The following is an 18244-nucleotide window of genomic DNA, read 5'->3' on the forward strand; positions in this document are numbered from 1 at the left end:
CGCCGAGGCGGGCCCGGAGACGCTTAGTTGTGGGCGTGCAGCGCTTCGTTGAGGGCGATGGCACTCTTGTTGGTCAGGCACTCGATGCGGCCATTGACCGAGTTGCGACGCAGCAGCAGGTCATCCTGGCCGGCCAGCTCGCGGGCGGCCACGGTCTGGACCTCCTGGCCCTGGTCGTCGAGCACCGCCACCTTGGCGCCGGCGGTGATATAGAGGCCCGCCTCCACGGTGCAGCGATCGCCCAGGGGGATGCCGATACCGGCATTGGCGCCGATCAGGCAGCCCTCGCCCACCTTGATGACGATATTGCCGCCGCCGGAGAGGGTGCCCATGGTGGAGCAGCCGCCGCCCAGGTCGGAGCCCTTGCCGACCATGACGCCGGCGGAGATACGCCCCTCGATCATGCCGGGGCCTTCGGTGCCGGCATTGAAGTTGACGAAGCCCTCGTGCATCACGGTGGTGCCCTCGCCCAGGTAGGCGCCCAAGCGCACCCGGGCGGTGTCGGCGATGCGCACGCCGCCGGGTACCACGTAGTCGGTCATCTTGGGGAACTTGTCGACGCAGTCCACCGAGAGGGGGCGCCCCTCCAGGCGCGCCTTGAGACGGCGGGCCGGCAGTTCCTCGATATCGATGGCGCCCTCGCTGCTCCAGGCCACGTTGCGCAGCAGGCCGAACATGCCGGTGAGGTCCAGGCCGTGGGGCTTGACCAGGCGATGGGAGAGCAGGTGCAGCTTGAGGTAGACCTCGGGGGCGGACTCCGGGGCGCTATCCTCGGCCAGGAACATCGCCACCAGCGGGCGAGTGCTGGCGGCGAAGGCCTCGGCCAGCTCGGCCTGGTCGGCATGACCGGCGTCGCGCAGGGCGCTGGCCAGGGCGGCGCATTGCTCGGGCAGGAAGCTCACCGCGGCCTTGCCGGCGGGGGCGTCCAGGGCCTTGGCGGCGGCCGCCACCAGGCTATCGTCGGGGTCGAGCAGGGGCGCCGGATAGTAGATCTCCAGCCAGTCGCCCTGGGTGTTCTGGGTGCCGATTCCGAGTGCAAAGCTCAGCATGGGGTGTGTCCTCTTGAAAAATAGGGGCCGAGCCGTGGCTCAGCCCGGGAGATTGTCGTAGTCGCCGTCGCGGTAGCCCACCAGGATCTCGTCGCCGGTATCCAGCAGCGGGCGCTTGAGCAGGGTGGGGTGGGCCAGCATCAGTTCCCGCGCCTTGTTGGCATCGATATCGGCCTTGTCGGCCTCATCGAGCTGGCGCCAGGTGGTGCTGCGCCTGTTGAGCAGGGTCATCACCGGCACCCGCTCGAGGAGGTGCTCGAGCAGCGGCGCCGAGAGGCCATCCTCGCGCAGGTCGTGGAATTGGTAGGGGATGCCGGCCCCGTCCATGGCCTTGCGGGCCTTGCGGCAGGTATCGCAGTTCTTGATGCCGTACAAGGTGAACATCAGCTTCTCCTCTCGATAAAGCGGCGCAGGCGCCGGGCCGCTTCCACCGTGGCCTCCACCTCGGCCACCAGGGCCAGGCGCAGGCGCCCGCTGCCGGGATTGGTACCGTCGGCGCCGGGGCGGCCCATATAGCTGCCCGGCAGCACGCTGACGTGCTCCTCGGCGAACAGCTCGCGGGTGAAGGCCTCGTCGTCGCCGCCGGGCACCGCCGGCCACAGGTAGAAGCTGGCCTCCGGCGTGGGGAAGTCCATCACCGGGGCGAGGATCTCGGTGACCGCGGCGAACTTCTCCCGGTAGGCGTCGCGGTTGGCGCGCACATGGGTCTCGTCGTGCCAGGCGGTGATGGAGGCGTGCTGCAGGGGCAGCGACATGGCGCAGCCGTGATAGGTACGGTAGCGCTTGAAGGGGGCGATCAGCTCGGCACTGCCTGCCACGAAGCCGGAGCGCAGCCCCGGCAGGTTGGAGCGCTTGGAGAGCGAGTGGAAGACCAGGCAGCGGTGGTAGTCGTGACGCCCCAGGGCCGCGCAGGCCTCCAGCAGCCCGGGGGGCGGGGCGGCCTCGTCCAGGTAGAGTTCCGAGTAGCACTCGTCGGAGGCGATAATAAAGTCGTGCTCGTCGGCGAGCGCGATCAGCTTCTTGAACTCGGCCAGCGGCGTGACCGCCCCGGTGGGGTTGCCCGGCGAGCAGAGGAAGACGATCTGCACATCGCGCCAGGTCTCGGCGGGCACGGCGTCGAAATCGGGGCGGAAGCCGCTCGCGGCGGTGCAGTCCAGGTAGAGGGGCTCGCCACCGGCCAGCAGGGTGGCGCCCTCGTAGATCTGGTAGAAGGGGTTGGGCACCGCCACCCGAGCCGGGCGCGTGCGGTCGAGTGCCGCCTGGACGAAGGCGAAGATCGCCTCCCGGGTGCCATTCACCGGCAGCACCTGGGACTCGGCATCCAGCCCCGCCAGGGCGAAGCGACGGCTCGCCCAAGCGGCGATGGCGCGACGCAGTTCGGGCAGCCCCGTGGTGGCCGGGTAGCGGGCCATCTCGTCGCGATGGGCACTGAGGCTCTCCAGCGCCGCCGCATAGGGGGCGTGCTGCGGCTCGCCGATGGTCAGGGGAATCGGCGCGAGGCCCGCGGGGGGCGTGACGCCGGCACGCAGGGCGGCGAGCTTCTCGAAGGGGTAGGGCTGGAGGGCGTCGAGATCGGGATTCATGGGTGTCCTGGCCGCCCGGCGCGGGCGAAATATCGTTATTGGCGTGGGCCCGTGGATGCCGAGGCCCCGGATGCGTCTAGGCAAGCGATTATAGGGAAGCGGCCCTGGGGCCTCAAACCCGGGGCGGCTTAGACGTCCAACACTTCGATAAGGCGCGCCCGTAGCTGCTCCTGGCGGGCCGGGTCGGTCAGCGGCTCGCCGGCCTTGGTGGTGATAAAGAAGACGTCCTCGACCCGCTCGCCCAGGGTGGCGATCTTGGCCGCCGAGAGGGCGATGTCCTGCTCCATGAAGATGCGCCCCACCCGGGCCAGCAGGCCGGGGCGGTCCGGTGCCACCAGCTCGAGCATGGTGCGCTCGTTGGCCAGGTCCTGCTCCAGGGCGACCCGGGTCGGCACCTGGAAGTGCTTGAGCTGGCGGGGGGTGTGACGGGTGACGATCTGCGGATAGTCCTCCGGGTCGTCCAGTTCCTCCACCAGGCGGACGCGGATCTCCTCCAACTGGGCGCGATCGCGGATCGCCTGGTGCTGGTGATCCAGGACGATAAAGGTGTTGAGGGTCCAGTCGTTGCTGGAGGTGGCGATACGGGCGTCGTGGATGGAGAGGCCCAGTTGATCCATGGCGGCGGCGGTGGCGGCGAAGAGGTCGTCCGCGGAGCGGGTGTGGATAAATACCTTGGTGCCGCCCTCGGCCATGTCCTCGGTGGGGGCGCTGATCAGGATCAGCGGCAGTGCCGAGCCCTCGTGGGCGAGGATGCCCTGAGTCTGCCAGACGATCTCGCTGGGGGCGTACTGCAGGAAGTACTCCTCGCCGAGGGACTCCCACAGCTGGGCCACCCGCTGGCCGTCGGCGCCCACCGCCAGCAGCAGCGAGAAGGCCTCCTCGCGGGTCTCGCGCACCCAGTCCTCGCGATCCGGCGGGTTCTCCAGGCCGCGGCGCAGGGCGCGCTTGGTCTCGCCGTGCAACTGACGCAGCAGCGAGGCCCGCCAGCCATTCCATAGCGCCGGGTTGGTGGCACTGATATCCGCCACGGTGAGCACATAGAGGTAGTCCAGGTGGATCTCGTCGCGCACCAGGCGGGCGAAGTCGCGGATCACGTCCGGGTCGGTGATATCGCGCTTCTGGGCCACCTTGGACATCAAGAGATGGTTCTCCACCAGCCAGCTCACCAGCCGGGTGTCCCGGGGCGAGAGGCCGTGGCGCTCGCAGAAGGCCTCGGCGTCCCGGGCGCCGAGGATGGAGTGGTCGCCGCCGCGGCCCTTGCCGATATCGTGGTAGAGGCCGGCGATCCACAGCAGCTCCAGCTTGGGCAGCTGGTGCACCAGCACCGAGGCCACCGGAAACTCCTCCCGGGCCTCGGGCTCGCGAAAGCGCTGGATGCACTTGAGCAGGCGCAGGGTATGGGCGTCGACGGTGTAGATATGGAAGAGGTCGTGCTGCATCAGGCCCACCGCCTGGCCGAACTCCGGCAGGTACTTGCCCAGCACCCCGTAACGATTCATGCGCCGCAACTGGCGCGCCACGTTGCCGGAAGAGCGCAGCAGCTCCATGAACAGGCTCTGGTGGCGCAGGTCGTCCCGGTAGAGGTCATCGATCAGGTGGCGATGATCGCGAATCAGCCGGATGGTGTCGGCGCGCACCCCCTCGATCTCCGGGTGCTGGGCCATCAGCAGGAAGAGTTCCAGCAGCGCCGCCGGGCGATAGCGGAAGACCCCGGGGTTGCGGGCCTGGATATAGCCGCCGGTGACCTCGAAGCGGGCATTGAGGGGGTGGGTCTCGAGGCGCTCCTCGCCGCGCAGGATCTCCTCGTCGAAGTGCTGCAGCAGCATGTCGTTGAGGCCGGCCAGCGCCGTCACATGGCGGTAGTAGCGCTTCATGAACTGCTCCACCGCCAGGCGCTCCGGGGTGTCCCGATAGCCGAACAGCTCGGCGATGGCACGCTGATGGTCGAACTGCAGGCGATCTTCGGCGCGGCCGGTGAGCATATGCAGGGCGTAGCGCACCTGCCACAGGAAGGCCTGGCCCTGGCTGAGGATGCGCAGCTCGGCATCGTTCATGAAGCCGTTGGCCACCAGCTCCTCGTAGCCTAGGGGACCGAAGTGGCGCTTGGCGACCCAGCCGATCATCTGGATATCCCGCAGCCCGCCCGGGGAGCTCTTGATATTCGGCTCCAGGTGATACTCGGAGTTGTTGTAGCGGTAGTGGCGGCTGATCTGCTCCTGCCACTTGGCCTCGAAGAAACGGTCCGCGGGCCATAGCCGCTCGGTGGCCAGGCGCCGGCGCATGGCCTGGCGCAGCGGCTCGGGGCCGGCCAGGGTGCGGCTCTCCAGCAGGTTGGTGATCACCGTGACATCATCGCGGGCCTCCCGCTCGCAGTCGCTTAGCGAGCGCACGCTATGGCCGATCTCCAGGCCGATATCCCAGAGGAAGGTGATAAAGGCGGTAAGCGGCTCCCGGTAGGGGGTGTCGTCGTCCTCCTCCAGCAGGAACAGCAGGTCGATATCGGAGTAGGGGTGCAGCTCGCCACGGCCATAGCCGCCCACGGCGAGCAGGGCGATCCCCTCATCGGGCCAGGGGTGGCGCGCCCAGGCGATGGCCAGCAGTTGGTCCAGGCACCAGGCGCGACCGTGGATCAGGTCGCGGATATCGGCGCCGCCCCGGAAACGCTCGTCGAGGCGCGCCTGGATCGCCTTCAGCTCCGCCTTGAAGGGGGCGATGGGGGAGCGGTGGGTGGCCAGCTCGGCGGCGAAGGCCTCGCCGTCGAACAGGCCCGGGTCGGGGCGAAAGCGATGATGATGTAGCAGCATGTCAGCGCTCGAGGAAGCCGAGGTCTTCCTCGCTGCGGGCGGTGAGCACCTCGACGCCGTCGGCGGTGACCAGCATAGTGTGCTCCCACTGGGCGGAGAGGCTGCGGTCCTTGGTGACCGCGGTCCAGTTGTCGCGCAGCACCTTGGTGCGGTAGTCGCCCACGTTGATCATCGGCTCGATGGTGAAGCACATGCCCTCGGCCAGTTCGATATCGGCCTCGGGGGCATAGCCGTCATAGTGCAGGATCTGCGGGTCCTCGTGGAAGCCGGCGCCGATGCCGTGGCCGCAGAAGTCGCGTACCACCGAATAGCCGTTGGCCTCGGCATGCTGCTGGATCACCCGGGCCAGCTCGGAGAGGCGCACCCCGGGCCTGACCAGGGCGATGCTCTTGTAGAGGCACTCCTGGGTGATACGGCACAGCCGCTCGCCCTGGATGGTCTCGCCGACGATAAACATCTTGCTGGTGTCGCCATGGTAGCCGTCGGCGGTCTTGACGGTGACATCCAGGTTCATGATGTCGCCCTTCTTGAGCCTCTTGCCGTCGTCGGGGATGCCGTGGCACACCACATGATTGATGGAGGTGCAGATCGACTTGGGGAAGCCGTGGTAGTTGAGGGGCGCCGGCACCGAGCCCAGCTCGTCGACGATAAAGTCGTGGCACAGGCGGTCGAGCTCGCCGGTGGTAACGCCGGCCTGCACATGGGGGGTGATCATCTCCAGCACCAGGGCGGCCTGGCGACCGGCCTCGCGCATCTTCTCGATCTCGTCGGGCGTCTTGATGGGAACGTTCATGGAATCTCGATCATGGGGAGGGTGGCGCCCCTGGGTCACTCTCAAGGAGGTGGCCTCGGCAGAGGGGGCGGCTTCATCTTGGCATCGTTCTATGGTATAAAGCCGCGCGCTTTCCTGCAATCGTCCGCCCTTGTGGCCCCCGGGCCCGGCGGCGATAATAGAGGGGGCGTGATCCAAACGCCTAAAACACACATGCACCGACACAGGGTCCCGGGTGCCGTGGCGACCAGCGGTCGAACGGTCGGATCCCTGGGGTGCATGGAGGCCTAACCCGAGTTTTCAGGAGTCTTTCATGTCTCAAGTCAATATGCGTGACCTGCTCAAGGCGGGTGCTCACTTCGGTCACCAGACCAAGTACTGGAACCCCAAGATGAGCAAGTTCATCTTCGGCGCGCGCAACAAGATCCACATCATCAACCTCGAGCACACCCTGCCGGCCCTGAACGACGCCGTGGCCGTGGTCGAGAAGATGGCTGCCGCCAACAACAAGATCATGTTCGTCGGCACCAAGCGTGCCGCCAGCAAGATCATCAAGGAAGAAGCCAGCCGCGTGGGCATGCCCTTCGTGAACCATCGCTGGCTGGGCGGCATGCTCACCAACTACAAGACCATCCGCGTCTCCATCAAGCGTCTGCGCGAACTCGAAGCCATGCATGAAGATGGCACCTTCGAGAAGCTGACCAAGAAGGAAGTCCTGATGGCCACCCGCGAGCAGGAGAAGCTGGATCGCTCCATCGGTGGTATCAAGGAGATGGGTGGCCTGCCCGATGCCCTCTTCGTGATCGACGTCGACCACGAGCGTATCGCCATCAACGAAGCCAACAAGCTGGGCATCCCGGTCATCGGCGTGGTGGACACCAACTCCAACCCGGACGGTGTGGACTACGTGATCCCCGGCAACGATGACTCCATCCGCGCGATCCAGATCTACGTCCAGGCCATCGCCGGCGCCTGCGCCAAGGCGAAGGAAGGTCGTCCCGACGAGTTCGTCGAGGTCTCCGAGTCCGACGAAGTCGCCGAGTGATGCCGTACCGCCGACACTGAGTGTCATCTAAGCCTGCGACCCTGGGTCGCGGGCCGGCAGACCCCACCAGGGTCGGCGGATAAGGAGGGGGCCTATGCCCCCTTTTTTCCCGTCCAGGGTGCGGTGAGCGCTAAGCCCCAAGGCTTGCCCGCTCTGCCCTGGAGGGTGGTGGAAACAACGCCCCGATTACCGACGCGAATCATTCAGAGGTTATTACCATGGCAGCTATCAGCGCCTCACAGGTCAAGGAACTGCGCGAGCGTACCGGGCTCGGCATGATGGAGTGCAAGAAGGCTCTCACCGAAGCCGGCGGCGACATCGAACTGGCCATCGAGAACCTGCGCAAGAGCTCTGGCCTCAAGGCCGCCAAGAAGGCCGACCGCACCGCCGCCGAAGGCGCCGTGGTCACCCGCGTGGCCGCCGACGGCAGCTACGGCGTGATGGTCGAGATCAACTCCGAGACCGACTTCGTGGCCCGCGACGACAACTTCAAGGCCTTCGCCGGCAAGGTCGTCGATGCCCTGTTCGAGTCCAAGAGCGACGACGTGGCCGCCCTGATGGGTGGTGAGATGGAAGACGTGCGCCAGCAGCTGGTGCAGAAGATCGGCGAAAACATCTCCGTGCGTCGCGCCGTGCTGGTCGAGGCCGGCGAAGGCAACCGCGTGGGCGCCTATGTTCACGGCGGCCGCATCGGCGTGCTGACCGTGCTCCAGGGTGCCACCGACGAGGCCGCCAAGGATGTCGCCATGCACGTGGCCGCCATCAACCCGGCCGTGGCCCGTCCCGAGCATATGGCTCAGGAGCAGCTCGACAAGGAGAAGGCGATCATCCTGGCCCAGCCGGACATGGCCGGCAAGCCGGAGAACATCGCCGAGAAGATGGTTCAAGGCCGCCTGAAGAAGTACCTGGCCGAGAACAGCCTGACCGAGCAGCCCTTCGTCAAGAACCCGGACCAGTCCGTGGCCGAGTTCGTCAAGGCCGCCGGCGGCGAAGTGATTGGCTTTACCCGCTACGAAGTGGGTGAGGGCATCGAGAAGGAAGAAGTCGACTTCGCCAAGGAAGTGATGGAACAGGCCAAGCGCAGCTAAGGTCTGAGTTCATCGAGACGTGTTGGCGTGCGCGCAAGCGCACGCCTTCGCGTATCCGGCCGGCGCTTTCGTCGGCCACGCGTTAACTACGCCAGGAGTCGTCCCCCTTGGTCGCCAAACGGTTGAGCTAAGGTAGACAGACTCCCCGAATGATTACTGCCGCCGCCAGGAGACCCGCCCATGACCCCAGAGATTCCCGCCACCGACCGCGCCCAGCCCGAGCGCGGTGCCAAGAGCAAGTACAAGCGCATCCTGCTCAAACTCTCCGGTGAGGCCCTGATGGGGGAGCATGACTTCGGGATCGATCCCAAGGTGCTCGATCGCATGGCCCTGGAGATCGGCCAACTGGTGGGGATCGGTGTCCAGGTGGGGATCGTCATCGGCGGCGGTAACCTGTTCCGTGGGGCGGCCCTCCACGAGGCCGGCATGGAGCGGGTGACTGGCGATCATATGGGCATGCTGGCCACGGTGATGAACGCCCTGGCCATGCGCGATGCCCTGGAACGCTCCAATATTCGCTCCCGGGTCATGTCGGCCATTCCCATGAGCGGGGTGGTGGAGCACTATGATCGCCGCACCGCCATTCGCTACCTCACCTCCGGTGACGTGGTACTCTTCTCCGCCGGTACCGGCAACCCCTTCTTCACCACCGATTCCGCGGCCTGCCTGCGCGGTATCGAGATCGATGCCGACGTGGTGGTCAAGGCCACCAAGGTGGACGGGGTCTACGACAAGGACCCGGTGAAGCATGCCGATGCCGTCAAGTACGAGCAGCTCAACTACGATGAGGTGCTCGACCAGAAGCTCGGGGTGATGGATTTGACCGCCATCTGCCTGGTGCGGGACCATGGCATGCCGGTGCGCGTGTTCGACATGAACAAGCCCGGCGCGCTGCTGAACCTGGTGGTGGGTGGCAAGGAAGGCACGCTGATAGATAGAGGTTGAAATCGTGATCGACGACATCAAGAAAGACGCCGAAGGCCGCATGAAGAAGACCCTGGAGTCGCTCCAGGCCAACTTCCACAAGATCCGTACCGGGCGTGCCCATACCAGCATTCTCGACGCCGTGACCGTGGAGTACTACGGCTCCCAGGTGCCCCTGAACCAGGTGGCCAACGTGAATATCGAGGATGCCCGGACCCTCTCCGTGGTGCCCTGGGAGAAGCCCATGGTGCCCAAGGTGGAGAAGGCCATCCTGACCTCGGACCTGGGCCTCAATCCCTCCACCAACGGTAACGTGATTCGCGTGCCGATGCCGATGCTCACCGAGGAGACCCGCAAGGGCTATATCAAGCAGGCTCGAGGCGAGGCGGAGCAGGCGCGGGTGGCGGTACGCAATGTGCGCCGCGATGCCAATGGTGATATCAAGTCTCTGCTCAAGGAGAAGGAGATCACCGAGGACGAGCAGCATCAGGGCGAGGATGCCATCCAGAAGCTCACCGACAAGTACATCGCCGAGATCGACAAGCTGCTGGAAACCAAGGAACACGACCTGATGCAGGTCTGAGGTGCGGCGGGCCCACCAGGCCCGCCTTTCCATCCCTCCCGTGCGAGTCCCCATGACGTCAACGCAGTCCCCCCAAACCCATCGTGGTGGTACGCCGCGCCATGTGGCGATCATCATGGATGGCAACAATCGTTGGGCCAAGGCCCGTGGCCTTTCCGGCGTTCGCGGCCACCATGCCGGCGTCGAGTCGGTGCGGGCGGTGATCCGTCGCGCCGCCGAACGCGGCGTCGAGACCCTGACCCTGTTCGCCTTCTCCAGCGAGAACTGGAAGCGTCCCCCCGCCGAGGTGCGCGCGCTGATGGAACTCTTCCTGTTGGCGCTGAAACGCGAGGTGCGCAAGCTCCACGAGCACGACATTCGCCTCTCGGTGATCGGTGAGCGCAGCGCCTTCTCGACCTCCATCCAGAAGCATGTGGCCCGGGCCGAGGCGCTGACCGCCGACAATCGCGGCCTGCACCTAGTGATCGCCGCCAACTATGGCGGACGCTGGGACATCGCCAGCGCCGCCCGGCGCCTCGCCGAGCGCGTCCAGGCCGGCGAGCTGGCGCCCGCCGAGATCGATGAGACGGCCCTGGATCGCGAGATCAGCCTGGCCGACGATGCCCCGGTGGATCTGTGCATCCGCACCAGCGGCGAGCAGCGCATCTCCAACTTCCTGCTCTGGCAGCTGGCCTATGCGGAGTTCCATTTCTCGCCACTGCTATGGCCCGACTTCGATGCCGCCGCCTTCGACCTGGCCCTCGATGATTTCGCCCGCCGCCTGCGGCGCTTCGGCATGACCGACGAACAGATCGAGGCTCAAGGTGCTTAAGCAGCGACTGATTACCGCCCTGATCCTGGCGCCCCTGGTCCTGCTGGGGCTGTTTGGCCTCAGCGGTGGCGCCTTCGCCCTCTTCACCGCCGCCATCGTCCTGCTGGGCGTCTGGGAGTGGGTCAACCTGGCCGGCTATGAGCGCCCGGGCCAGCGCCTGCTGGGCGTCGCCGTGGCGACGGCGCTGATGGGGCTGCTGTGGATCGGTGGTGCCGCCCAGGCCACCTGGCCGCTGTGGCTGGCCGCCGCCGGCTGGCTGGCCAACCTCTACTGGGTCACCCGCTATCCCGAGCGCCAGGCCCAGTGGCAGGCGCCGCCCCGGCGTCTGGCCATGGGGCTCTGGGTGCTGTTGCCCACCTGGGTGGGCTTTATCGCCCTGCGCGACGGCGGTGCCGAATGGTTGCTCTTCGTGCTGCTGCTGGTGTGGACCGCGGATAGCGGCGCCTACTTCGCCGGTCGCGCCTATGGGCGCCGCAAGCTGGCGCCCAGCGTCAGTCCCGGCAAGTCCTGGGAAGGCGTGCTGGGCGGCCTGGCGGCCACCACCCTGCTGGCGCTGGGCTTCGCCCTCTGGCTGGGCCTCTCCCCGGGGCAGCTGGTGCTGCTGGTGGTGATCACCTGGCTGGTGACCGGTATCTCGGTGGTGGGCGATCTCTTCGAGAGCATGCTCAAGCGCAGCCGCGGCATCAAGGACTCCAGTGCCCTGCTGCCCGGCCATGGCGGGGTGCTCGATCGCATCGATAGCCTGACCGCCGCCGTGCCCCTCTTCGCCTTGCTGCGCCTATGGTTATGACGACTCCCCCCCAGGGCGTCACGGTGCTGGGCGCCACCGGTTCCATCGGCACCAGCACCCTGGACGTGATCGCCCGCCACCCGGAGCGCTATCGGGTACATGCCCTCACCGCCCACCGCGACCGCCGGGGGCTCTTGACCCTCTGCCTGCGCCATCGCCCCGCGGTGGCGGTGCTGGGCGGGGAGGCGGATGCCGCCTGGCTGCGCCGGCAGCTGGCCGCGGCGGGCCTGGATACTGAGGTGGCCGCCGGCGAGGCGGCGCTGTGCGAGGTGGCCGCGGCCCCCGAGGCGGCGGTGGTGATGGCGGCCATCGTCGGCGCCGCCGGCCTGCTGCCGACCCTGGCCGCGGTGCGCGCCGGCAAGCGGGTGCTGCTGGCCAACAAGGAGGCCCTGGTGATGTCCGGGGCCCTGTTCATGGAGGCGGTGGCGGCACACGGCGCGACCCTGCTGCCCATCGACTCCGAACACAATGCCATCTTCCAGTGTCTACCGAGCGAGCACCGCGGCGGCCTGGGGCGCCACGGCGTCACCCAGCTGCTGCTGACCGCCTCCGGCGGCCCCTTCCGGGGCTGGAGCACCGAGCAACTGGCCGAGGTGACCCCGGAGCAGGCCTGCGCCCACCCCAACTGGTCCATGGGGCGGAAGATCTCCGTGGACAGTGCCACCCTGATGAACAAGGGGCTGGAGCTGATCGAGGCGTGCTGGCTGTTCGATGCCACGCCGCAACAGATTCAGGTGGTGGTGCACCCCCAGAGCGTGATCCATTCCATGGCCGCCTACAGCGACGGCTCGGTGCTGGCCCAACTGGGCAATCCGGACATGCGCACGCCCATCGCCTATGGCCTGGCCTGGCCGGAGCGCATCGACGCCGGGGTCGAGGCGCTGGACCTCTTCCAGGTGGCGCGCCTCGACTTCGAGGCCCCGGACGAGGTGGCCTTCCCTTGCCTGCGCCTGGCGCGGCAGGCCATGGAGGCCGGTGGCACGGCGCCGGCGGTGCTCAATGCCGCCAATGAGGTGGCGGTGACCGCCTTCCTCGAGGGGCGCCTCGGCTTCACCGGGATTCCGCGCCTGGTGGCGGCGGTGCTCGACGAGTTGGAAGTGCTCTCGGCCCGGACCCTGGAGGGGATCCTGGCCGAGGATGCCCGGGCACGGCGCAGCGCCGAGGCCTTGCTGGCGGCATTCACCCGGGGAGGGTAAGCGATGGGCGTGATCCAGAACGTGCTGGCGGTGATCGTGGTCCTGGGCCTGCTGATCACCTTCCATGAATATGGCCACTACTGGGTGGCCAGGCGCTGTGGCGTCAAGGTGCTGCGCTTCTCGGTGGGCTTCGGCAAGCCGCTCTGGTCGCGCACCGACCGCCACGGCACCGAATTCGCCGTGGCCGCCATCCCCCTGGGGGGCTACGTCAAGATGCTCGACGAGCGGGAGGGACCGGTGGCTCCCGACGAGCGTCACCGGGCCTTCAACAACCAGTCGGTCTGGGCGCGGATCGCCATCGTTGCCGCCGGCCCCCTGGCCAACTTCCTGCTCGCCATCGTCGCCTACTGGTTGCTCTTCGTGGTGGGGACCACTACGGTGGCGCCGGTGGTGGGGGCGGTGGATCCCGACTCGCCGGCGGCCCGCGGCGGCCTGGCCCCGGGTCAGGAGATCGTCGCCATCCAGGGCGATCGGGTGCGCTCCTGGGAAGAGGTCAATCTCAAGCTGGTGGCGGCCATCGGCCATAGCGGCGAGCTGCGTTTCACCACCCTGGACGAGGGCAGCGAGGTGGCCCGGGAACGCGGCCTGCCGGTGGCGAACTATCTGGTGCGCCAGGATCCCCCTCAGCCGCTATTGAGCCTGGGCATCACCCCCTGGCGACCGGCCTTCCCGGCCGAGCTGGGTCAGGTGCTGGAGGGCGAGGCGGCCGCTGCGGCGGGGCTCGAACCCGGCGATCGGGTGCTCAGCGTCGATGGCGAGGCCATCGACGACTGGATGCACTTCGTCGAGGTGGTGCGGGCCCACCCCGGCGAGTCCCTGGCCCTGGAGGTCGAGCGCGACGACGAGCGGCTGAGCCTGACCCTGGTGCCGGGCCGCAACGAGCTGGAGACGGGGACGAGCGTCGGTTATATCGGCGCCGGGGTGGCACCGGTGGAGTGGCCCGAGGAGTATCGTCGCGAGGTGCGCTATGGCCCCGTGGCGGCCCTGGGGCAGTCGCTGTCGCGCACCGGCGAGATGTCGTTGCTGACCCTGGACGCGATCCGCAAGATGCTGGTAGGACTGATCTCGCCCTCCAACCTCTCCGGCCCCATCACCATCGCGCGGGTGGCGGGGGATACCGCCCGCAGTGGCCTGGAGAGCTTTGTCAGCTTCATGGCCTACCTCTCGATCAGCCTGGGGATCCTCAACCTGTTGCCGATCCCGGTGCTGGATGGCGGGCACCTGGTCTACTACGCCATCGAGGCGCTGCGCGGTCGGCCGGTCTCCGAGAAGACCCAGGCCATCGGCCTGCGTATCGGCCTGGCCCTGGTGGGCAGCCTGATGATCATGGCCCTCTATTTCGATTTAATGCGACTATAAGCCCACGGTTGAGGGCGGCGCATGGGCCGCGGCGATGATCGGGCGCGGATGGCGCCATTCGAACGATTTAATGCGACTATAAGCCGGCGGGTGGCGCCAGCCGCCGGCCCTGACGTTGGCTGGAGCAGACGGCCCGGCCTTGTCAGTTACCCGCACAAATGTATAAGGTGCCTATTTCGAACACCGTTCCTCCTGGCAGGGAAGCACGGGATCTCGATGGGCAGACCAACGCGAGCGAAGCGACTGAATGAAACTCAAGACCATCGGATTGGCAGCGCTGCTTCTGGCCGGCGCCCAGTCGGCCTCGGCGAACGAATTCAATATCTCCGATATCCGCGTGGAGGGCCTGCAACGGGTACCCGCGGCCTCCGTCTTCAATGCCTTCCCCGTGGGCGCCGGTGAACGGGTCGAGGAGCGCGAGCTGGCCGAGGCGGCCCGTGAACTCTTCGCCACCGGCCTCTTCGAGGATATTCAACTGGCCCGGGACGGCGAGGTGTTGATCATCCAGGTGGTGGAGCGCCCCTTTATCGCCGCCATCGAGATCAGCGGCAATTCCCTGGTGCCCGAGGAGGAGCTGCGCCGGGCCATGCGTGGCGTCGACCTGGCGGAAGGCGAGGTGCTGCAGCTCTCCACCCTGGAGGAGATGCAGCGGGAGCTGGAGCAGCTCTATCAGTCCCAGGGCCGCTACAGCGCGCGGATCGATACCCGGGTGGAGGAGGTCGGCGACAACCGCGTCCGGGTCAATATCGATATCAACGAAGGGGCGGTGGCGCGGATTCGCCAGATCAATATCGTCGGCAATCGGGCCTTCGATAACGACACCCTGAGCGATGTTTTCGAGCTGGAGGATCGCCCGGGGCGGATCTTCGGCTGGTTCTCCAAGGACGAGTATTCTCGGGAGGCCCTGGCCGGCGACCTGGAGCGGTTGCGGGCCTTCTACCTGGATCGCGGCTATGTCAACTTCGATATCGCCTCCACCCAGGTGGCCATCAGTCCCGACCAATCGCAGATCTTTATCACCGTCAATGTGGATGAGGGGCGCCAGTATCGCCTCGGCGATATCCGTTTCGAGGGTGACCTGATCATCCCGCCCAGCGAGGCCCGTGCCCTGGTGGCGGCGACGCCGGGGGAAATCTTCTCGCGCAGCGAGGTCACCGCCTCGGTGGAGGCCCTGCGTTCGCGCCTGGGTGCCGAGGGCTTCACCTTCGCCGAGATCGAGCCGGTTCCCCAGGTGCGTGACGATGGCGAGACCGTGGACCTGCTGTTGGCGGTCAATCCCGGTCGACGGGCCTATGTGCGACGTATCGACTTCGTCGGCAATACCACCACCCAGGACGAGGTGCTGCGTCGCGAGATGATCCAGTTGGAGGGGGCACCGGCCTCCACCGAGTCGATCAGTCAGTCCCGCCAGCGTCTGGAACGCCTGGGCTTCTTCAAGCAGGTCGAGGTGGAGACCCGCCCGGTGCCCGGCGAGCCGGATCAACTGGACGTGACCTATCGGGTCGAGGAACAGCCTTCGGGCTCCATTTCCGCGAGCATCGGCTTCTCGCAGACCGCCGGGGTGATCTATGGCGCCGGCCTCTCCCAGAGCAACTTCCTGGGCACCGGCAACCGGGTCAACTTCAATGCCCAGCGCAGCGACACCTTCACCGGACTCAACTTCGGCTACACCAATCCCTACTGGACCCTGGACGGTATCTCCCGCGGCTATAACCTCTTCTATCGGGAGACCGACTACGAGGACTCGGATATCTCCACCTATTCCACCGACTCCTTCGGTGGCGGCATCAATTTCGGCTATCCGATCGACGAGATCAGTCGCCTCAATTTCGGGGCCAGCCTCGAAGACCTGACGATCAAGACCTACAACGACACCGCCCTGGAGATCCGCCAGTACGTGGAAGACCAGGGCGCCGATGCCCAGAGTCTCAAGCTCACCGCCAGTTGGACCCGCAACAGCCTCAACCGCGGCGTGATGCCCACCGCCGGCAACTACCAGCGTCTCTCCCTGGAGGCCGCGGTGCCGGGCAGCGACGCCGACTACTACAAGCTGCGTTACCGGGCCCAGCAGCTCTTCGCCCTGAATAACGACTGGTCACTGAAGTTCGGCACCACCCTGGGCTATGCCGACAGCATCGGCAATGACCCCTATCCCTTCTACGAGAACTTCTTCTCCGGTGGTCTGGGCTCGGTGCGCGGCTTTACCGGCAACACCCTGGGACCGCGCACCACGCCGCCATCCAGCGGCGACCGGGAGCGTACCCTGGGCGGCAACATGCTGGTGGAGGGCAGCGTGGAGCTCTTCTTCCCGGTGCCCTTCGTCGAGGATCAGCGCTCCCTGCAGGCGGGCTTCTTCCTGGATGCGGGCAATACTTTCCTGACCAGCTGTTTGCCGGTGCCGGCGGGGGAGACCTCGCGCTGTGAATCCGGCATCGACCTGGGGGAGCTGCGCTACAGTGCCGGTATCGGCCTCTCCTGGCTGACCCCGGTGGGGCCGCTGACCTTCAGCATCGCCGAGCCGCTCAATGACGAGAGCGGCGACGATACCCAGTTCTTCCAGTTCTCGTTGGGTCAGACCTTCTGAGCCATCAACCCTTCGGATCACCAGGAGAGTGACCTATGCGTAAATTGACCCTTGCCCTCGGTTTCGCCGCCCTGATGGGGGGCGCCAGCCTGGCCCAGGCCGCCGAGGTGGCGGTGCTGGACTGGCGCCAGGCGCTGATGGAAACCGACGAGGCGCAGCGCCAGATGAGCGAGCTGCGCAGCGAGATCGAGGGGCCCCAGCAGGAGGCCCAGACCCTCGGCCAGGAACTCCAGGCCCTGCAGCAGCGCCTGGAGCAGGATGGCGCCGTGATGTCCGAGTCCGAGCGCGAGACCCTGCTGCAGGAGGGCATGGAGAAAGAGCAGCGCTTCATGCAGTTGCGTCAGCAGATCGGCGAGGCCCAGATGCGTTCCGAGCAGGCCTTCCTGCAAGAGGCGGAGCCCAAGCTGGAGCAGGCCGTGGACCAGATCGTCGAGCGCCACAATATCGAGGTGCTGATCGATCGCGAGGGCGTGATTCATACCACCCTCGAGCTGACCGACGTCACCGACGAGGTCACCCAGATTCTCAATACCCTCAACTGATGAGTCGCCGGGAGTTCGCTCCCGGCCCCTGACCGGCAAAGGCGCCCATGACACACGCCCACACTCCCGCCTTCACCCTGGAGGAGCTGGCCGAGCGGCTCGGCGCGACCCTGATCGGCGACGGCCGGCGTCGGGTCTCCGGCCTGGCCACCCTCAGCGAGGCCGGCCCCGAGGACATCACCTTCCTGGCCAACCGCGCTTACCTCAAGTATCTGCCCGAGACCCGGGCCGCGGCGGTGCTGCTGCACCCCGGGCAGGCCGAGGAGTGCCCCACCGCCTGCCTGACCCTGGAGAATCCCTACCTGGGCTATGCGGCCCTGTCCCGGCTCTTCGACCCGCTGATCGGCCGCCAGGCTCCGGGCACCCACCCCACCGCCGTGGTGGCCGATGGGGTGGTGCTGGGGCGCGACGTGGAAATCGGCCCCCAGGCGGTGATCGAGGCCGGCGTCGAGCTGGGTGATGGCGTGGTGGTGGGGCCAGGTTCGGTGATCGGCGCCGACACCCGCATCGGGGCCGGCTCCCGGTTGCATGCCAATGTCACCGTCTGCCACGGCGTGGTGATCGGCGAGCGGGCCATCCTGCACAGCGGCTGCGTGATCGGCGGCGACGGCTTCGGCTTCGCCCATGACGGCGGGCGCTGGCACAAGATCGCCCAACTGGGCGGGGTGGTGCTGGGCGACGACGTGGAGGTAGGCAGCTGCTCGAGCATCGACCGCGGCGCCCTGGGCGATACGCTGATCGGTAATGACGTCAAGATCGACAGCCAGGTACAGATCGCCCACAACGTGCAGATCGGTGATCACAGCGCCCTGGCCGGCTGCGTCGGTATCGCCGGCTCCACCAAGGTGGGCCAGCATTGCCTGCTGGGCGGCGGCGTGGGCCTCTCCGGTCATCTGACCATCTGTGACGGGGTCCAGGTCACCGGCATGAGCCTGGTCACCAACTCCATCCATGAGCCCGGCGTCTACTCCTCCGGCACCGGTGCCATGAGCAACGCCCAGTGGCGCAAGAATGCGGTGCGCTTCAAGCAGCTCGATGCCCTGGCCAAGCGCCTGGCGCGGCTGGAGAAGGCCCAGGAATCGCGTTGAGCCCTGGGCCTGCGCGGGTATAATTC

At 67.0% G+C, this 18244-nt stretch carries 16 protein-coding genes; 11 read left to right on the forward strand and 5 right to left on the reverse strand.

The features are described 5' to 3' along the window. Window positions 1-23: 23 nt before the first annotated feature. From dapD to map, 5 genes are all read right to left on the reverse strand, one after another. Window positions 24-1049, reverse strand: a complete 1026-nt coding sequence (gene dapD, locus ACZ5EF_RS01405) for a 2,3,4,5-tetrahydropyridine-2,6-dicarboxylate N-succinyltransferase (RefSeq protein WP_346062831.1) — start codon at window positions 1047-1049, stop codon at window positions 24-26. 39 nt (window positions 1050-1088) lie between these two features. After that, window positions 1089-1433 carry an ArsC family reductase gene (locus tag ACZ5EF_RS01410; protein WP_346062830.1) on the reverse strand — a complete coding sequence of 115 codons (345 nt, stop codon included), beginning with the start codon at window positions 1431-1433 and terminating at the stop codon, window positions 1089-1091. Next, window positions 1433-2632 carry a succinyldiaminopimelate transaminase gene (dapC, locus tag ACZ5EF_RS01415; protein ID WP_346062829.1) on the reverse strand — a complete coding sequence of 400 codons (1200 nt, stop codon included), beginning with the start codon at window positions 2630-2632 and terminating at the stop codon, window positions 1433-1435. Before dapC ends, ACZ5EF_RS01410 begins: the two co-directional genes overlap by 1 nt. Window positions 2633-2760: 128 nt before the next feature. Beyond that, entirely contained in the window at window positions 2761-5436 is a 2676-nt protein-coding gene (locus tag ACZ5EF_RS01420) for a [protein-PII] uridylyltransferase (RefSeq protein WP_346062828.1), read from the reverse strand. 1 nt (window position 5437) lies between these two features. Continuing rightward, window positions 5438-6229: a type I methionyl aminopeptidase gene (gene map / locus ACZ5EF_RS01425; protein ID WP_346062827.1), complete on the reverse strand. Its 792-nt coding sequence runs from the start codon at window positions 6227-6229 to the stop codon at window positions 5438-5440. Window positions 6230-6521: 292 nt separating this feature from the next. Between map and rpsB the strand changes: the two genes are divergently transcribed. The 11 genes from rpsB to lpxD all read left to right on the forward strand — a co-directional run bounded on the left by rpsB (window position 6522) and on the right by lpxD (window position 18218). Beyond that, window positions 6522-7253: a 30S ribosomal protein S2 gene (gene rpsB, locus ACZ5EF_RS01430; RefSeq protein WP_146803920.1), complete on the forward strand. Its 732-nt coding sequence runs from the start codon at window positions 6522-6524 to the stop codon at window positions 7251-7253. 218 nt (window positions 7254-7471) lie between these two features. Then, the gene (gene tsf, locus ACZ5EF_RS01435) at window positions 7472-8341 is read left to right on the forward strand and encodes a translation elongation factor Ts (RefSeq protein ID WP_346062826.1); all 870 of its coding nucleotides are present in this window, start codon (window positions 7472-7474) and stop codon (window positions 8339-8341) included. 180 nt (window positions 8342-8521) lie between these two features. Continuing rightward, window positions 8522-9286: a UMP kinase gene (gene pyrH / locus ACZ5EF_RS01440; protein ID WP_346062825.1), complete on the forward strand. Its 765-nt coding sequence runs from the start codon at window positions 8522-8524 to the stop codon at window positions 9284-9286. A gap of 4 nt (window positions 9287-9290) precedes the next feature. Continuing rightward, window positions 9291-9848 (forward strand): ribosome recycling factor, encoded by a 558-nt coding sequence (gene frr, locus ACZ5EF_RS01445; protein WP_346062824.1) that lies wholly within the window; start codon window positions 9291-9293, stop codon window positions 9846-9848. A 52-nt stretch (window positions 9849-9900) separates the two neighbouring features. After that, window positions 9901-10659, forward strand: coding sequence for a polyprenyl diphosphate synthase (uppS, locus tag ACZ5EF_RS01450; protein WP_346062823.1), 759 nt, complete (start codon window positions 9901-9903; stop codon window positions 10657-10659). After that, window positions 10652-11449 carry a phosphatidate cytidylyltransferase gene (locus ACZ5EF_RS01455; RefSeq protein WP_346062822.1) on the forward strand — a complete coding sequence of 266 codons (798 nt, stop codon included), beginning with the start codon at window positions 10652-10654 and terminating at the stop codon, window positions 11447-11449. Before uppS ends, ACZ5EF_RS01455 begins: the two co-directional genes overlap by 8 nt. Further along, window positions 11446-12645, forward strand: a complete 1200-nt coding sequence (gene ispC / locus ACZ5EF_RS01460; RefSeq protein ID WP_346062821.1) for a 1-deoxy-D-xylulose-5-phosphate reductoisomerase — start codon at window positions 11446-11448, stop codon at window positions 12643-12645. The genes ACZ5EF_RS01455 and ispC overlap by 4 nt, the downstream gene beginning before the upstream one ends. 3 nt (window positions 12646-12648) lie before the next feature. After that, window positions 12649-14004: a sigma E protease regulator RseP gene (gene rseP / locus ACZ5EF_RS01465; protein ID WP_346062820.1), complete on the forward strand. Its 1356-nt coding sequence runs from the start codon at window positions 12649-12651 to the stop codon at window positions 14002-14004. A 247-nt stretch (window positions 14005-14251) separates the two neighbouring features. Continuing rightward, a complete protein-coding gene (gene bamA / locus ACZ5EF_RS01470) occupies window positions 14252-16588 on the forward strand; it encodes an outer membrane protein assembly factor BamA (protein ID WP_346062819.1) in 2337 nt (778 codons plus the stop codon). A gap of 35 nt (window positions 16589-16623) precedes the next feature. Further along, window positions 16624-17130 carry an OmpH/Skp family outer membrane protein gene (locus tag ACZ5EF_RS01475; RefSeq protein WP_346062818.1) on the forward strand — a complete coding sequence of 169 codons (507 nt, stop codon included), beginning with the start codon at window positions 16624-16626 and terminating at the stop codon, window positions 17128-17130. Between the two features lie 47 nt (window positions 17131-17177). Then, a complete protein-coding gene (gene lpxD / locus ACZ5EF_RS01480) occupies window positions 17178-18218 on the forward strand; it encodes a UDP-3-O-(3-hydroxymyristoyl)glucosamine N-acyltransferase (protein ID WP_346062817.1) in 1041 nt (346 codons plus the stop codon). Window positions 18219-18244 lie beyond the last annotated feature (26 nt).

It is taken from the genome of Bisbaumannia salifodinae, assembly GCF_055388505.1.

Excerpts from the sequence above, each read along its gene's own strand:
- tsf (WP_346062826.1), top strand. The coding sequence starts at position 7,472 with ATGGCAGCTATCAGCGCCTCACAGGTCAAGGAACTGCGCGAGCGTACC.
- map (WP_346062827.1), bottom strand. The coding sequence starts at position 6,229 with ATGAACGTTCCCATCAAGACGCCCGACGAGATCGAGAAGATGCGCGAG.
- dapC (WP_346062829.1), bottom strand. The coding sequence starts at position 2,632 with ATGAATCCCGATCTCGACGCCCTCCAGCCCTACCCCTTCGAGAAGCTC.
- ispC (WP_346062821.1), top strand. The coding sequence starts at position 11,446 with ATGACGACTCCCCCCCAGGGCGTCACGGTGCTGGGCGCCACCGGTTCC.
- ACZ5EF_RS01410 (WP_346062830.1), bottom strand. The coding sequence starts at position 1,433 with ATGTTCACCTTGTACGGCATCAAGAACTGCGATACCTGCCGCAAGGCC.
- rseP (WP_346062820.1), top strand. The coding sequence starts at position 12,649 with ATGGGCGTGATCCAGAACGTGCTGGCGGTGATCGTGGTCCTGGGCCTG.
- pyrH (WP_346062825.1), top strand. The coding sequence starts at position 8,522 with ATGACCCCAGAGATTCCCGCCACCGACCGCGCCCAGCCCGAGCGCGGT.
- ACZ5EF_RS01475 (WP_346062818.1), top strand. The coding sequence starts at position 16,624 with ATGCGTAAATTGACCCTTGCCCTCGGTTTCGCCGCCCTGATGGGGGGC.
- dapD (WP_346062831.1), bottom strand. The coding sequence starts at position 1,049 with ATGCTGAGCTTTGCACTCGGAATCGGCACCCAGAACACCCAGGGCGAC.
- bamA (WP_346062819.1), top strand. The coding sequence starts at position 14,252 with ATGAAACTCAAGACCATCGGATTGGCAGCGCTGCTTCTGGCCGGCGCC.
- lpxD (WP_346062817.1), top strand. The coding sequence starts at position 17,178 with ATGACACACGCCCACACTCCCGCCTTCACCCTGGAGGAGCTGGCCGAG.
- rpsB (WP_146803920.1), top strand. The coding sequence starts at position 6,522 with ATGTCTCAAGTCAATATGCGTGACCTGCTCAAGGCGGGTGCTCACTTC.
- ACZ5EF_RS01420 (WP_346062828.1), bottom strand. The coding sequence starts at position 5,436 with ATGCTGCTACATCATCATCGCTTTCGCCCCGACCCGGGCCTGTTCGAC.
- uppS (WP_346062823.1), top strand. The coding sequence starts at position 9,901 with ATGACGTCAACGCAGTCCCCCCAAACCCATCGTGGTGGTACGCCGCGC.